The organism is Streptomyces monticola, assembly GCF_042665355.1.
GTDB classification, from domain to species: Bacteria; Actinomycetota; Actinomycetes; order Streptomycetales; family Streptomycetaceae; genus Streptomyces; species Streptomyces monticola.
The window spans coordinates 54,420-67,711 of record NZ_JBHTCF010000022.1 but is presented as its reverse complement, the minus strand read 5'-3'; the positions used below and the strand labels follow the sequence as shown (position 1 = coordinate 67,711).

Genomic DNA, 13,292 nt, shown 5'->3' with positions numbered 1-13,292 from the left:
CGCGGGACGCCCGAGCGCACATGAGTCGGCGTACTCAGAACCGGCGGACATCTCCGGCGACGTATCTCCGCGAATATGATCGAATCGCTCGCTATGAAACACGACGACAGCGGGGGCACCGACCCCGCCCTCCTGGCCCGCATGGAGCAGAACCTCGCCGGACACGCCTGCCATCTGCACCCGCGGCTCGGGGGCGCGACGGTCGAGGAGACGGAGGATCTCCTGGTCGCCGACAGCGGGCTCGACGACGACACCTTCAATATCGTCGCGATGGCCCGCTTCACCCCGGAGACCGCCCGGGCCAGGATCGACGCGACAGTGCGCACCCTGGCCACGCGGGGCCGTCCCTTCTCCTGGTGGGCGGGGCCGGCGTCGGGCCCGCCCGACCTCTCGGACCGGCTCGCCGCCGCGGGCCTGCCGGCCGCCGAGCGGGAGACGGCGATGTGGGCCGACCTTGGGGACGAAGCGGGGGACCCTTCGGGGGACGGGCCGCCGCCCGGCACCGGAGCTCTGCGGATCCGCCGGGTGACCACTCCTGCTCAACTGGCCGACTACGCCACGGTCCTGGCCGCGAACTGGGACCCGCCCGCCGCCACCGTCCGTGACTTCTACGCCCGGGTCGCCCCGTGGGCCCTGGCCCCCGACTGTGCCGCCCGCTATCTGATCGGCTACGACGAGGGCCGCGCCGTCAGTACCGCCGAGGTCTTCCTGTACGCCGGCGTCGCCGGGATCTACAACATCTGCACCCTGGCATCCGACCGCCGCCGCGGCCACGGCGGCGCCCTCACCCGCGCGGCCCTCGCCGCGGCCCGCGCCGAGGGCCACCGCACCGCGGTCCTGCAGGCCTCGGCGGACGGCGAACTCGTATACCGGCGCCTCGGTTTCCGCGCGTGCGGTCACTTCACGGAACACGCGATCGACGGCGGCGGGTGACCGGCCACGACGCACCCGCAGGTGTCATACGGGGCTTGCCGCGGAGCACTCAGAGGTCGTTTCGTCCCGGTGTTTCATCCCGAAATGCGTACTTGATCTGATGATGCCGGGTCGCGCCAGGAGACGGTAGTCTCACCGGTGAGGCGGCGGGGCATCAGGTCAATCATGGCAAGGTGGATCATGGCCTCGGAGCGGGCCGGGAGTGCTTCGTGGTCTCGGGCCAGGCGACGGTGCAGCATCAGCCATCCGTAGGTCCGCTCGGCTTTCCATCGCCGCGGCAGAACGACGAAGCCCTTGGCGCCCTTGGGTCGAAGGACGGGCCGCAGTGACATCCAGAGTTCAGCTATGACGTGAAGGCGTGCGCCCAGGAGTGTCGCCGGCGGGTTCGAGGGTGACTCGGATGATCAGGCCGCCGTGCCCTGGCGGCCCGGGGGAGGCGTGAACGCGGCCACCGTGGGCGGCGACGATCGAGGCGACGATGGACAGGCCCAGCCCGGAACCGGTGCCCGTGCGGTCCCGGCCCTCGCCGCGGCGGAAGGGTTCGAACAGGGCAGGGATGGCGGACGCGGGGATCTGCGGGCCGGTGTTCGCCACCGTGAGTTCGGCCTTCCGCGTGACGACCACGCGCACCGTCCCGTCCTGTTCCCGGTTGTAGGCGAAGGCGTTGGCCACAAGGTTCGCCGCGAGCCGGCTCAGCAGGGTCCGGTTGCCAAGGACCCAGCACGGGCTGGTGGTGACCTCCAGGCGGATGCCGGGGGTCTCGCCGTGGGCCGCGCATTCCTCCCGTACGACCTCCGCGAGGTCCACCGGTTCCCGTTCGTCCAGGCCGCGTTCGCTGTGTGCCAGCGTCAGCAGGCCCTCGATCAGGTGCTCGCTGCGCCGGTTCGAGGCGAGCAGGAGCTCTTTCGTCCGGGCCAGGTCCTGCGAGGAGGGTGCGGGGTCGGCCAGGCCGACCTGGATGGCGGTGCGTTGGGTGGCCAGCGGGGTCCGTAGTTCGTGGGAGGCATTGGCGACGAAACGCCGCTGGCTCTCGAAGGCCTGATCAAGCCGTTCCAGGAGTCCGTCGAGAGTGTCCCCGAGTTCCTTGAGTTCGTCGTCGGGCTCCTGCGCCGCGATCCGCTCATGCAGGTTGCGTGCCGAGATCTGCCGGGCCCGGGCCGTCATCGCGTGAACCGGTCGCAACACCCTACCCGCCGTCCACCAGCCCACTGCGACCGCCAGTATCACTGTCACCCCCAGGCCGACCGCGGACCACAGCATCAGTTCCTGGGAGGCCGCCTGGCTGACCTCCAGGGTGACCACCGATACCGAGGAGCCGAGGGGCGGGGTCGCGGACGGGTCCGGGACGACGCTCACGTCACCGCCCGCTCCGTCCTGCTCCCGCGCGATGTCCTGGGCGCGGTGCTTCGTACCGCGCCGGGCCATGATGTTGACGACGGTCAGCAGCACCGCCCCCAGGGTGAGGAACAGTGCTCCGAATACCAGGGCGATCCTGGTCCGGACCCTCACAGCCGGTACCCCACGCCCTGCACGGTCCGGATGAGCGGCGGCTCTCCGAGGGCGGTCCGGAGTTTGCTCATGGTGACCCGCACCGCGCCCGTGAAGGGGTCGGCGTGCGCGTCCCAGGCCCGCTCCAGGAGTTCCTCGGCGCTCACCACGCCGCCGTCCGCCTCCAGCAGGATCCGCAGGACCTCGAACTGCTTGGGCGACAGCCCGATCTCCCGCCCGTCGCGGGCCGCAGTGCGCCGTACGGTGTCCAGGCTGATCCCGGCGCGCTCCAGGAGCGGCGGGGTCGCGGGCGCGCTCCGCCGGCCCAGGGCACGTACCCGGGCCACGAGTTCCGGGAACTCGAAGGGCTTGGCCAGGTAGTCGTCCGCGCCCAGGTCCAGGCCCTCGACGCGGTCCTGCATCGTGCTGGAGGCCGTGAGCATGAGGATCCGGGTCCGGGCCCCGGCAGCCGCCAGTTCCCGTGCGACGTCGTCCCCGTGGATCCTGGGCAGGTCCCGGTCGAGGACGATCACGTCGTACTCGTGCAGCCCGAGGTACGCCTGGGCCGCGTCGCCGCTGTAGACGGTGTCCACCGCAAAGCCCGCCCGGCGAAGGCCGGTGGCGACCAGCTCGGCCAGACCCTCCTCGTCCTCCGCGACCAGCACCCGCACCTCTTGCTCCTCGTTTGCTCGGTTTGCTCGCTTGCTCGGCAAGCTCACGCTTCATCTCCACTGTGACCGGGGCGGTGCCCGCGGCCAGCCGGCGACCCGGATTCCGGGTCGCCGGCTGGCCCGTTCGGGGCACGCTGTGCCTCAGGTGGCGGCCAGGGCCGCCGTGGGAGGCAGCCGGGAAGCCCGTACGGCCGGGTAGAGGCCGGCCAGCCCGCCGATGAGCACGGTCGTGCCGATGCCGCCCGCCAGAGTCCAGGCTGGTACCACCACCGGCCAGCCCTGGACCAGTGCGAAAACAGCCGTGGCCGCGGTGCCCAGGAGGGCGCCGCCGGCGCCGCCGAGGGCGGACAGGAGGAGAGACTCGGTCAGGAACTGACCGCGGATCTGGCCGCGGGTAGCGCCCATGGAACGGCGCAGCCCTACCTCGCCTCTACGTTCCAGCACGGAGATGACCATGGTGTTGGCGACCCCGATCCCGCCGACGAGCAGGGCCACCGCACCGAGCCCCAGGAGCATTCCGGTGAAGGCCTGTTCGCCGGCCCGCTGAGCCAGCAGGGCGTCGGCCGCGTTGGACACTTCGACCGCGCTTGGCTCCTGCGGATGCAGGGTCCCCGCGATGAGCGGCCGCACCTGTTCCACGGAGGTCTTCTCGGCGCGCGTGTACAGGGTTTCGGGGGTTCCGTCGAAGCCCAGGTACCGCTTGGCGGCGTCCCAGCCGACGAAGGCGGCGTGGTCGAGATCGGGGGTCAGCGGCATCGCGTCGAGGATGCCGGCCACAGTGAACGGGCGGTCAGCGATGAGTACCTGCCGTCCGGGCTCGGTGATGCCCAGCCGGGCCGCGGTCTGGGCTCCGAGCACGGTGACGGGGTACCGGCTGGTGGCGCCGTTGAGCCAGCGACCGCTGCGTACGTGACCGCGTACGGTCTCCAGGAGGTTCTCCTGCGCGGCGAGTGGGGTGATTCCGCTGCCCTGCGTCCTGGGCACGCGGTCGTTCCGGTACACCCCCTGGTCCAGCTTGCCGACCGCAGTCGCGGACTCCACGCCCTCGACGCGGCCGAGCATGGCGGCGGACTGCTCCGGGAACTTGGGCGGGGTGCCGGTCGCCATAGAGGTCCCGGGCTTTGCGGTGAGCATGTTGGTGCCGAGCCGGTCGAGGGTCTGCTGGAGCTGGGCCTGGCTGGAGGTGGAGATCCCGACCACCGAGACCATGGCTGCGATTCCGATCGCGATGCCGAGCGCAGACAGGAACACCCGCGTCGGCCGGGTGCGCAGCCCGAAGCCGCCGGTACGCATCAGGTCGGCGAGGCTCATGCGGGCGGGGCTCAGCATGCCATCGCCTCCTGGGCAGCGGAGTCGTACCGTACGCGTCCATCGAGCATCGCCACCTGCCGCCGCAGCCCGTCGGCGATCTCCTGGTCGTGCGTGATGACCAGGATGGTCGTCCCGGCGCCGTTCAGCTCGTGGAGCAGCTCCATGACGGCCTTGCCGGATACGGAGTCCAGTGCGCCGGTCGGCTCGTCGGCGAGGAGCAGCGCCGGTTCGCCGACCACGGCGCGGGCGATGGCGACGCGCTGCTTCTGTCCGCCGGACAGCTCATGCGGCCGGTGGCCGGTACGGTCGGCGAGGCCGACCCGTTCCAGCGCGCGGGCGGCGCGCTCGCGCCGCTGCCCGAGTCCGACACCCGTGTACAGCAGGCCGTCGGCGACGTTGTCGAGCGCCGTTTGCCCCGCCGCCAGGTGGAAGTGCTGGAAGACGAAGCCGATGGAGCGGGCGCGCAGCGCCGACAGCTGCCGGTCGGTCAGCCGCGCCACGTCGTGGCCGTCGATTCGTACGTGTCCGGACGTCGGCAGGTCCAGGGTCCCGATGAGGTTGAGCAGGGTGGACTTGCCCGAGCCGGACGGCCCAGTGATCGCGGTCAACTCTCCGCGCCGGACCGTGAGATCGACCGACTCGAGGGCGGTGACCCCGCCCGGATAGGACCGGGTCACGGACTCGAGTTCCACGACGGCATCGGCGTGGCCGGTGACGGTGTCCTCGCTGGACATGCTCACCCGGGCACCCCGATCTTCATGCCCTCGCGCAGGCCCTCGCCCTCGATCTGTACACGGCCGTCGGCGAACCTCTTGGTCACCACCGGCACCAGGCGGGTCGTGCCGCCCTCCACGACCTCGACGGCGTACCCGCCCTCTGGCCGGGCCACCAGCGCGGTGACCGGGACGGAGAAGACGCCTTTGACCGCCTCGCTGTAGATCTTGACGTTGACGGAGCCGCCCATCAGACCGGCCAGGGGCTTTTGGTCGGGGATCCGAATGGTCGCCCTGAGCTTGGCGGCCGGCTTCTGGTCGGCTCCACCACCGGACCCTCCTAGCCCTACTGGTCCTCCAGCTCCTCCGGACCCCCGCTGGTCCTGGGCCGCAGGCGCTCCCGCGGGGGCCGCTTCCACGACCTCGCCCTGGGCCTTGTTCCCGTTCGGCAGCGTGATCTCGGCCTTGGCGCCCACCTTGACCATGGACTGCTCGCCCACGGGTATTTCGGCGTCGACCACCATGGAGCGGCCGGTGACCGTGAGCACCTCCTCCGCCGAGACCGTCCTGCCGACCTGGCCCTTGACCGTGTCGATACGGGAATCCGTGGGTACGAAGGCGATCTGCCCTTGCTCGACCTGGCCGGTCGGGGCCAGCCTGGCGGCCTTCTGCCAGCGCTTGACCGCGTCCGCGGTGGCCGCGGTGAAAGTGTCGCCCTGACCGCCCCCGTACCCCAGGGCCTGCAGGTTCTCGTTCAGCTGCCGTATGTCCTGGCCCCGGTCGCCGGCCTTCATCGACCGGTACGCGGGCAGGTTCCCGTACAGAGCCGTCACCGGCATGTCGTCGGCCTTGAACAGCGGCTTGCCCCGCTCCACGGCGTCACCAGGCTTCGGTAGCCAGGTGAGTGTGCCCTTCTGGCCGCCACCCACCGCCAACGCGGACTCGTAGCGCAACGTACCCGGCGCTGCCGTGGACATCGCCAGATCCCCCTTGGCCAAGTCGGTCGTCGACGAGGGCAGTGCCCGCTCGGCGCTCCCGGCGGCCACCGTGTCCCCGCCCTGCGAGGTCAGGGCCACTGTCCCGGCGCCGGAACCCAGCACCACGGCGGCCGTGGTGGCCGCCAGCAGCACGCGTTTGCGTGACAGGACCCGGGTCATCCGCGGTTCCAATTCTTCAGGACCTCGCGGCAGGCGGCCTCGGCCTTGCGCCGCTCGGGGGTGTCCGGGAGTTGGACGACCTCGTATGAACCGTCGTTCTTCGTCGGCGGCCAGACGCCGTTCACCGGGTCCGGAGCCTCCTTCCAGCCCTCCTTGCGCAGGCACTGTGCGTACGCCAGCAACTCCTGGTCCCACTTCTGCTTCTGCTGGGGGTTCGCATCGACCTTGTGTTGCTGGTTGCCGCCGGCGTCCGTCGAAGGAGTCGCGTCGGGCTTGTTCACTTCGCCGCCTCCACCAGTGCCGCAGGCGGTGAGAGCCATCACGAGCGCCGCGGTGCAAGCGCCGTATCCGTACAGGTATCTCTTCATGCTTCAGGTCTACGAGGTAGGGCGTTTCGCAGATGTTTCGCTCCGGACGGGGGCCAGAGCACCTGCCGGCCACCGCGCCGCGGGTACGCGGAAGGGCCCGCGACATCAGCACATGTCGCGGGCCCCGGGCAGATGTGCGCGGGCTACTTGCCGCTCTTGGAGGTGGTGACGGTGACCTTGCCGCCGGTGGCCTTGGCGACCTCGGCCGGGGTCATCGTCTTGCCGGTCTTCTGGTCCACGACCACGACCTTCGGGTCGCCGTGGCGGGAGTGCGCGTGCTTCTTGCCCTGCGTGCTCTTGTCGCTGGTCTCGGGGCTGACGGTGACCTTGCCGCCGGTGGCCTTGGCGACCTCGGCCGGGGTCATCGTCTTGCCGGTCTTCTGGTCCACCACCTGGATTTTCGAGTCGTCGGCCTTGAACACCGGAGCGGCGCTGGCGGCGCTGGCGCCGAACACAGAGAGGCCGAGCGCAGCGATTCCGATACCAGCAGCGGTCATCATCCGGGTCTTGTACATGAGTTGCTCCAAACAGTCGGTGCGGACGGCCCTTGCCGTCCTTCTGGATCATTTGTACTGATATAGACGTTTCGCTGATGTTTCGCTTCTATCTGGTCTCAGCCGTCGGCAGCCGTTCGACTGTGAGCCCGCCGAGATCGCCAGCCTGACCGCTGGCTACGCGGCCAGGCTCGAGGCACTCAGGAACCCGTAACCACCAGGACGGGTAGGGCGGGGGCCAGCTGGACATCCGGGTGCGACCGGCTTCGGGAGAAGGGCAACATCGGTCTGCATGACCAGCACCATCACCGGCCACAACCGGCTGCAGCGGCGGGCGGCAGGGACCTGAGCTCGGGTTTTATCCTCGCTGGTCGAATCGCGCCTGGAACTTGATCGCTCGTAGTGATAAAGGCCGTTCAGCGGGGCGGCCTTCGCCTGATCCTGTGCTCCGTCACAGAGGCACCGGATCAAGCGAAGGCCGTAGGGGTGAGTCTGCTGCATCACACGCTCTACTCATCCAGCGCGTCCTGGCGATCCCGCAAAAGCGCCGTGACTCCACACTCGTGTGCTTCCTGACCTACGAGGAGACCGAGGCTCTGCTGGCGATCCCGGACCAGACGACCATCCTGGGACGACGCGACCACCTTCTGCTGCTGGTCGCGATGCGAAGCGGACTACGTGTCTCCGAGCTGACCGCACTGACCTGCGCCGACGCCGAACTCGGCACCGGCGCCCACCTGCGCTGCACCGGCAAAGGCCGAAAACAGCGCTGGACCCCGCTGACGAAACCCACGGCCCGACTGCTCCAGCAGTGGATCACCACCCGTCACGCCGCTCCGGGAGACCCGCTGTTTCCCAGCCGGGGCGGTGGCCACCTCAGCAGCGACGCCGTCGCCGATCTCCTCCACAAATACCTACCCGCAGCCGCGGAGCGATGCCCGACCCTGGCCAGCAAGAACGTCACCCCACACACGCTTCGCCACACTGCAGCCATGGCCCTGCTGACCGCCGGCGTCGACACCACCGCGGCCCGTGTGATCCAGGGTGCGGCGGAGGGGTCCTCGGAGAGCTGGTCGGCGCGGTGGCCGAAGATCCGGCGGTCCCGTTCGCTGATGAAGTGTTCGTCGAGGGCGACGCCGGCCTCGAGGCGGGCGGCGGTGAGGTCGCCGTCGGCTAGCGCGCGCAGCGCTGTTGCGCCGAGCTCGACGAAGCGGATGCGCCTGGGCAGGGAGGGTGGTTGGCTGCTCATCGCGGAGACGCTCGCCCGGCGCCGGAGGACTGTCCACTGGATTACGGCTTCGGCGCACGACGAGGACGTGCAGGCCGGGCCGTGACACGGCGCAGCGCAATACTCCCCGCCGCCCGCACTCACGCCTGACGGATCAGCTCCCGGGCCCGGGCGAGGATTGCCTCCCGGTTCCGTGCCCGGAGAGGTCCGGGACACTTGTGCCCGCCCCACCTCTTGCCTCCTATGGAGTGCGTGCCGAGGCCCCGGCCCTTCGCGCTGTCCGTGACGGACAAGGGCCAGCCGTACGCGCGAGCGCCCCAGGCGTAGATCCGGGCAACGGCGTTGATCTGGGCGGATGTCAGCGGCTGCGTCGCGAAGCCGGAGGTCTCGACGGAGGCCCATTCGTCATTGCCCTGGGCCTGGGTCCACGCCCGGTCGAGGACCGAGACGTACTGCTCGATACCGCCCTTTTCCGAGACCCAGAAATGGGAGGAGCTCTTCGCGGCGGCGGTGGAGAACCACTTGAACGGTGACACTTCACCTTCCTGCACATGCAGGATCAGGCCGCGCTGGGCCACCCGGCCACCGGAGCTGAAGTTGCGGCGGAGCTGTCGGCGCCGGACACCGGGCATCCACCCGGCGCCGCCGCCGGAGACCTCGCCGGCCTCGTCCGCCGCCGCACCGCGTCCCGCTGCGACGCCCGCGACAGCCGTGAGTCCCGCCGCCCCGAGCATCGCCGCCCTCCGGCGGGTCATTTCCCCGTGCCGCACAAGTCCGCCGCCCCTCGTCTCGTCCACCCTGCTACGTTCCAGCGTCACGGGAGGTTGACCACAGACGCCCGATCCCGACCGGGCCAGGGTGTGCCTTCACCGGATCGAGCGACCCTCCGTGCCCCACCTGAAGTCCGCGGGTTCCGGATTGCTGCGAGGATGGGGCGCTCGGGCCTGGCGACGTAAAGACATAAACGGGGGAAGCTCATGATGACGGTACTGCTGTGCGCGGTGGTGCTCCTTGCGGTGGCGGGCTGCGGCGCCGTGTTCTGGGCGGCGCGCGGCGACGCGCCTCGCTCGGTCAGGATCGCGGCCCACATCACCGTGGCGGCGGGCGAGGCGGTGGCCCGCTCGGGGAAGCGCCGCCGCAGCGGTGGCAGTGGCGGCAGCTCCAGCGGAGACTGAGCGCTCCGCGGGAAGTCGGGTATGACACCCGCGGGGTGAGTCGTGGCCGGTCGCGCCGTTCCCCGCGCCCCTTTGGGGCACTTGTCAGAGGCGCCGCCTACAGTGCCGCCATGGCACCTGTGATCTCTCTGACGCTCGACTGCTCCGACGCGCAACTCCTCGGCGATTTCTGGAAGACGGCCCTGGGTTACGTGGACATACCGCCGCCCGCTCCCTTCCGTACCCGCGAGGAGTGGTTCGCGAGTCTTGACCTGCCGTCGGACGAGTCGGTGGACGACGCGGCGTGGCTGTGCGATCCCGAAGGCGTCGGGCCACAGCTCTCCATCCTCAAGGTACCCGAGCCCAAGACGGCGAAGAACCGGCTGCACATGGACGTCCGGGTGCCGGGGCACGGCAGCCCCGAGGAGCGCTGGGCGCGGATCACCGCGGAGGCCGAGCGCCTTGTGGCGGCGGGCGGCACCATCCTGGCGAGGGTCGACGAACACCACGTGGTGATGGCCGACCCGGAAGGCAATGAGTTCTGCGTCGCCCCGGGCCGTGCCGAGGGCTGACGCGCGCGGCGAGAGCTGAGGCGCGGCGGGCCTGACAGCGCGGGGGAGTCCTGCGGGCGGGGCCACATGGTCCCGCCCGCTCTCCTCCGTCTTGCCTTATCCTCCCTGCAGTTGGTGCATTTCGTGCACCAAGGGGGGTAAGGGAGAAGGGTGTTGGGGCGCTATCGGGCCCTGCTCATCGGGGCCAGCGACTACGAGATGCGGGGCGTCAAGTCGCTTGCGTTCATCCCCGGTGACCTGGAGCGTCTCGGGGCGGTCCTGCGGGGCCACGGCTTCGACGACGTGCAGGTCCTGGCGGGCCGCGAGGGCGGAAAGCAGGTCTCGGCCAACTTCGTGAACGCCCGCGTCATCGGCATGCTGCGGCGCGCGCGACGCGGCGACACCGTGCTCATCCTGCTCAGCGGCCACGGCGTGCACGCCAGGGGCCAGGACTACCTGGTGCCCGAGGACATCGACGAGGACGTGCACCCCTTCGAGTCGGGCTGCGTGCCCATCGACTGGCGCCGCCACCTCGACGAGACCCCCGCCGACCACGTGGTGTTCCTGATCGACGCCTGCCGTGAGGGCATCGATCAGGACTCGATGGGCGTCTCCGGCGTCAAGGAGTGGGGGCACCAGAAGATCAGCGCTGCCCTGCGCCGCAAAGTGGCCTATCTGTACGGCTGTTCACCGGCGCAGCTCTCGCTCTTCGTCCGTGACCATGAGCGGGTCGTGGACGGCCGGGACCACGGCACGGCGCCCGGGGAGTCGTTCAGCATCTTCTCCCGCTCCGTCTCCGATGTCGTCGCCGCCCGGCCCAAGGGCAGCGGCCTGTCCCTCGACGCGTTCATGGACGCCGTCCAGGACCGGGTGACGGAACTGCACCGGGCGTACGGCAAGAAGGGCCAGCCGCAGCTGGTGCGGGTCGTCACGGACATTCCGGTACAGGGCTTCCACTTCCTGCCGGGGGCGGGGTCCGATGCGCGGCCCATTGCGGGTCCGGTGGTGCCGGACGAGGCCGCCATGGGGGTGACCGGTCCGGCGCGCTTCCGGTTCCGGCGGCCCAAGGTGTCGTGGAAGCTCCTCGTCTCCTGGGCGTTGGCCTCCGTGGTCATCGCCGCGGGGCTCGGCGGTTACGCATGGACTCAGGGCCGCTATTTCGTCGCGGCGAAGGACGGGCACGTCGCCTTGTACCAGGGCATCGACCAGAAGTTCCTGGGGATCGACCTGGCCCACGTCGAGCGGGACTATCCGGACATAGACCTGAACAAGCTGCCCACGTACCAGCAGAACCAGGTCATGGGCGGGATCGCGGTGGGCAGCAGGGCGCAGGCTCTCGACAGGATCAACGCACTGGGCGACCAGGTCGAGGTGTGCAGGATCGTGGGCGATCAGGGTCCCGAGGCCACGAGTGCGCGCCGCAAGCTCACCGAGGAGCAGAAGCGGCTCGCTGCGAACTGTGCCCGCAAAGGGTGAGCCTCACCCCAGCCCGTCCGCCTCCGCGGCCACCGCCTTCGCCCACCGGTAGTCCGCCTTGCCGCTGGGGGAGCGCTGGATCTCGTCGGTGAGGACGAGTTGCCGGGGGATCTTGTAGCCGGCGACATGCGTGCGGCAGTGGGCCTGGATGTCGTCGAGGGTCAAGGAGCCCGCACCCGGGCGGAGTTGGACCACCGCGGCGACATGGTTGCCCCACTTCGGGTCCGGCACCCCCGCCACCAGCGCGTCGTAGACGTCCGGGTGGGACTTGAGGGCCTGCTCGACCTCCTCCGGATAGACCTTCTCGCCGCCGGTGTTGATGCACTGCGAGCCGCGCCCGAGGACGGTGACGATGCCCGCCTCGTCCACGGTGGCCATGTCGCCGAGCAGCACCCAGCGCTCGCCGTCGCGCTGGAAGAAGGTCTCGGCGGTCTTCTTCTCGTCGTTGTAGTAGCCGAGGGGCACATGGCCGCGCTGGGCGAGGCGTCCCGGCTCGCCGACCGGTACCTGCTCGTGGGTGACCGGGTCGACCACCCTCGTACGCTCGTTGACCTCCAGGCGGAAGCCCTTCTCGGGGCCGGAGTCGTCGGTGGCCTTGCCGTTGGAGCCGGACTCGGACGAGCCGAAGTTGTTCAGGAGCAGCACGTGGGGCGCGAGTTCCTGGAACTGGGCGCGCACCGTGTCCGACATGATCGCGCCGGAGGACGAGACGCTGAAGAGGGAGGAGAGGTCGGTGCCCTTGAGCGGGCCGTGCAGGGCGTCGATGAGGGGCCTGAGCATCGCGTCGCCGACCAGCGACACGCTGGAGACCTTCTCCTTCTCTATGGTGCGCAGGACTTCTTCGGGCGCGTACTTGCGGTGGAGTGCCACCCGCTGGCCGTAGTTGAAGGCCACGAAGGAGGTCAGTGTGGAGGTGCCGTGCATCAGGGGAGGCGTGGGGAAGAAGGTGAGGCCCGCGCCGCCGGCGGCAACCTTCTCGGCCAGTTCCTCGGGCCGTTTGACCGGCTCGCCCGCCGGGTCGCCGCCGAAGAGGCCGGCGAAGAACAGATCCTCCTGGCGCCACATCACGCCCTTGGGCATGCCCGTGGTGCCGCCGGTGTAGATGATGAACAGGTCGTCGGCGGAGCGGGGCCCGAAGCCGCGATCGGGCGAGCCGGAGGCCTCGGCGTCGGTGAAGGGGACCGCGTCGAGCGCGGGTGCGCCCTCGGGCACGGTCCCCACCCGCACGAGGTGGCGCAGCTTGTCCGTGCGTGGCAGTGCGGCCGCCACGCGCTCGGTGAACTCGGCGTCGAAGACGAGAGCGGCCAGGTCCGCGTCACGGTAGAGGTAGATCAACTCCTCTTCCACGTAACGGTAGTTGACATTGACCGGGACGAGGCGGGCCTTGAGGCAGGCGAGTACGGTCTGCAGATACTCGACGCCGTTGTAGAGATGCAGGCCCAGGTGCTCGCCCGGCTTGAGGCCGCTGTCGATGAGGTGGTGCGCGATGCGGTTGGCGGCGGTGTCGAGTTCGGCGTAGGTGAGGCGGCGCTCGGCGCCGGTCCCGGGGTGGTCGACGTACACGAGTGCCTCGCGGTCCCCGACCACGTCGACGACCGACTCGAACAGGTCGGCAAGGTTGTACTCCACCGCTCCTCCTGACCCCGGAAGTTGTTGGCCCGGCGTCATTAGAGCGCCGTGGGGCCCAACTGGGAAGGGGCGGCGCCGAAGAAATCTGACTGCCTGTCAGAAAGCTATTGAACTGGAAC

General features: G+C 70.0%; 14 protein-coding genes and 1 pseudogene. 5 read left to right on the top strand and 10 right to left on the bottom strand.

Annotation, left to right across the window (positions count from 1 at the left end; translation table 11 throughout):
• Positions 1 to 141 precede the first annotated feature (141 nt).
• Positions 142 to 933, top strand: coding sequence for a GNAT family N-acetyltransferase (locus ACFQVC_RS35685; protein ID WP_381838675.1), 792 nt, complete (start codon positions 142 to 144; stop codon positions 931 to 933).
• 74 nt (positions 934 to 1,007) lie between these two features.
• On the opposite strand, the pseudogene ACFQVC_RS35680 reads toward ACFQVC_RS35685, so the two are convergent.
• From ACFQVC_RS35680 to ACFQVC_RS35645, 8 genes and pseudogenes are all read right to left on the bottom strand, one after another.
• Positions 1,008 to 1,226 (bottom strand): annotated as a pseudogene (locus tag ACFQVC_RS35680) (IS5 family transposase); the annotation flags it as partial.
• 46 nt (positions 1,227 to 1,272) lie between these two features.
• Positions 1,273 to 2,442 (bottom strand): sensor histidine kinase, encoded by a 1,170-nt coding sequence (locus ACFQVC_RS35675; RefSeq protein ID WP_381838547.1) that lies wholly within the window; start codon positions 2,440 to 2,442, stop codon positions 1,273 to 1,275.
• The gene (locus tag ACFQVC_RS35670; protein ID WP_381838545.1) at positions 2,439 to 3,092 is read right to left on the bottom strand and encodes a response regulator transcription factor; all 654 of its coding nucleotides are present in this window, start codon (positions 3,090 to 3,092) and stop codon (positions 2,439 to 2,441) included. Before ACFQVC_RS35670 ends, ACFQVC_RS35675 begins: the two co-directional genes overlap by 4 nt.
• Positions 3,093 to 3,233: 141 nt before the next feature.
• The gene (locus tag ACFQVC_RS35665; RefSeq protein WP_381838543.1) at positions 3,234 to 4,421 is read right to left on the bottom strand and encodes an ABC transporter permease; all 1,188 of its coding nucleotides are present in this window, start codon (positions 4,419 to 4,421) and stop codon (positions 3,234 to 3,236) included.
• The gene (locus ACFQVC_RS35660; RefSeq protein ID WP_381838541.1) at positions 4,415 to 5,137 is read right to left on the bottom strand and encodes an ABC transporter ATP-binding protein; all 723 of its coding nucleotides are present in this window, start codon (positions 5,135 to 5,137) and stop codon (positions 4,415 to 4,417) included. The genes ACFQVC_RS35665 and ACFQVC_RS35660 overlap by 7 nt, the downstream gene beginning before the upstream one ends.
• Before the next feature lie 2 nt (positions 5,138 to 5,139).
• Positions 5,140 to 6,273 (bottom strand): peptidoglycan-binding protein, encoded by a 1,134-nt coding sequence (locus ACFQVC_RS35655; RefSeq protein ID WP_381838539.1) that lies wholly within the window; start codon positions 6,271 to 6,273, stop codon positions 5,140 to 5,142.
• Positions 6,270 to 6,641 carry a hypothetical protein gene (locus tag ACFQVC_RS35650; RefSeq protein ID WP_381838537.1) on the bottom strand — a complete coding sequence of 124 codons (372 nt, stop codon included), beginning with the start codon at positions 6,639 to 6,641 and terminating at the stop codon, positions 6,270 to 6,272. Before ACFQVC_RS35650 ends, ACFQVC_RS35655 begins: the two co-directional genes overlap by 4 nt.
• Before the next feature lie 143 nt (positions 6,642 to 6,784).
• Complete coding sequence (locus tag ACFQVC_RS35645) at positions 6,785 to 7,156, bottom strand: hypothetical protein (RefSeq protein ID WP_381838535.1); 372 nt, start codon at positions 7,154 to 7,156, stop codon at positions 6,785 to 6,787.
• 542 nt (positions 7,157 to 7,698) lie between these two features.
• On the opposite strand from ACFQVC_RS35645, the gene ACFQVC_RS35640 reads away from it, so the two are divergent.
• The gene (locus ACFQVC_RS35640) at positions 7,699 to 8,469 is read left to right on the top strand and encodes a tyrosine-type recombinase/integrase (RefSeq protein WP_381838533.1); all 771 of its coding nucleotides are present in this window, start codon (positions 7,699 to 7,701) and stop codon (positions 8,467 to 8,469) included.
• A 34-nt stretch (positions 8,470 to 8,503) separates the two neighbouring features.
• On the opposite strand, the gene ACFQVC_RS35635 is transcribed toward ACFQVC_RS35640, so the two are convergent.
• A complete protein-coding gene (locus ACFQVC_RS35635) occupies positions 8,504 to 9,118 on the bottom strand; it encodes a peptidoglycan recognition protein family protein (protein WP_381838531.1) in 615 nt (204 codons plus the stop codon).
• Between the two features lie 222 nt (positions 9,119 to 9,340).
• Here ACFQVC_RS35635 and ACFQVC_RS35630 point away from each other — a divergent pair, with 222 nt between their 5' ends.
• From ACFQVC_RS35630 to ACFQVC_RS35620, 3 genes are all read left to right on the top strand, one after another.
• Positions 9,341 to 9,538: a hypothetical protein gene (locus ACFQVC_RS35630; protein ID WP_381838530.1), complete on the top strand. Its 198-nt coding sequence runs from the start codon at positions 9,341 to 9,343 to the stop codon at positions 9,536 to 9,538.
• A 110-nt stretch (positions 9,539 to 9,648) separates the two neighbouring features.
• Positions 9,649 to 10,089 (top strand): VOC family protein, encoded by a 441-nt coding sequence (locus ACFQVC_RS35625; protein WP_381838528.1) that lies wholly within the window; start codon positions 9,649 to 9,651, stop codon positions 10,087 to 10,089.
• A 153-nt stretch (positions 10,090 to 10,242) separates the two neighbouring features.
• Positions 10,243 to 11,544 (top strand): caspase family protein, encoded by a 1,302-nt coding sequence (locus ACFQVC_RS35620; protein ID WP_381838526.1) that lies wholly within the window; start codon positions 10,243 to 10,245, stop codon positions 11,542 to 11,544.
• Positions 11,545 to 11,547: 3 nt separating this feature from the next.
• On the opposite strand, the gene ACFQVC_RS35615 is transcribed toward ACFQVC_RS35620, so the two are convergent.
• On the bottom strand, positions 11,548 to 13,173 hold the full coding sequence (locus ACFQVC_RS35615; protein WP_381838524.1) for an acyl-CoA synthetase: 1,626 nt from the start codon (positions 13,171 to 13,173) through the stop codon (positions 11,548 to 11,550).
• Positions 13,174 to 13,292 lie beyond the last annotated feature (119 nt).

What these genes read in the sequence shown, in the direction of transcription:
- ACFQVC_RS35630 (WP_381838530.1), top strand. Translation starts at nt 9,341, where the DNA reads ATGATGACGGTACTGCTGTGCGCGGTGGTGCTCCTTGCGGTGGCGGGC.
- ACFQVC_RS35635 (WP_381838531.1), bottom strand. Translation starts at nt 9,118, where the DNA reads ATGACCCGCCGGAGGGCGGCGATGCTCGGGGCGGCGGGACTCACGGCT.
- ACFQVC_RS35655 (WP_381838539.1), bottom strand. Translation starts at nt 6,273, where the DNA reads ATGACCCGGGTCCTGTCACGCAAACGCGTGCTGCTGGCGGCCACCACG.
- ACFQVC_RS35660 (WP_381838541.1), bottom strand. Translation starts at nt 5,137, where the DNA reads ATGTCCAGCGAGGACACCGTCACCGGCCACGCCGATGCCGTCGTGGAA.
- ACFQVC_RS35650 (WP_381838537.1), bottom strand. Translation starts at nt 6,641, where the DNA reads ATGAAGAGATACCTGTACGGATACGGCGCTTGCACCGCGGCGCTCGTG.
- ACFQVC_RS35625 (WP_381838528.1), top strand. Translation starts at nt 9,649, where the DNA reads ATGGCACCTGTGATCTCTCTGACGCTCGACTGCTCCGACGCGCAACTC.
- ACFQVC_RS35665 (WP_381838543.1), bottom strand. Translation starts at nt 4,421, where the DNA reads ATGCTGAGCCCCGCCCGCATGAGCCTCGCCGACCTGATGCGTACCGGC.
- ACFQVC_RS35685 (WP_381838675.1), top strand. Translation starts at nt 142, where the DNA reads ATGGAGCAGAACCTCGCCGGACACGCCTGCCATCTGCACCCGCGGCTC.
- ACFQVC_RS35645 (WP_381838535.1), bottom strand. Translation starts at nt 7,156, where the DNA reads ATGTACAAGACCCGGATGATGACCGCTGCTGGTATCGGAATCGCTGCG.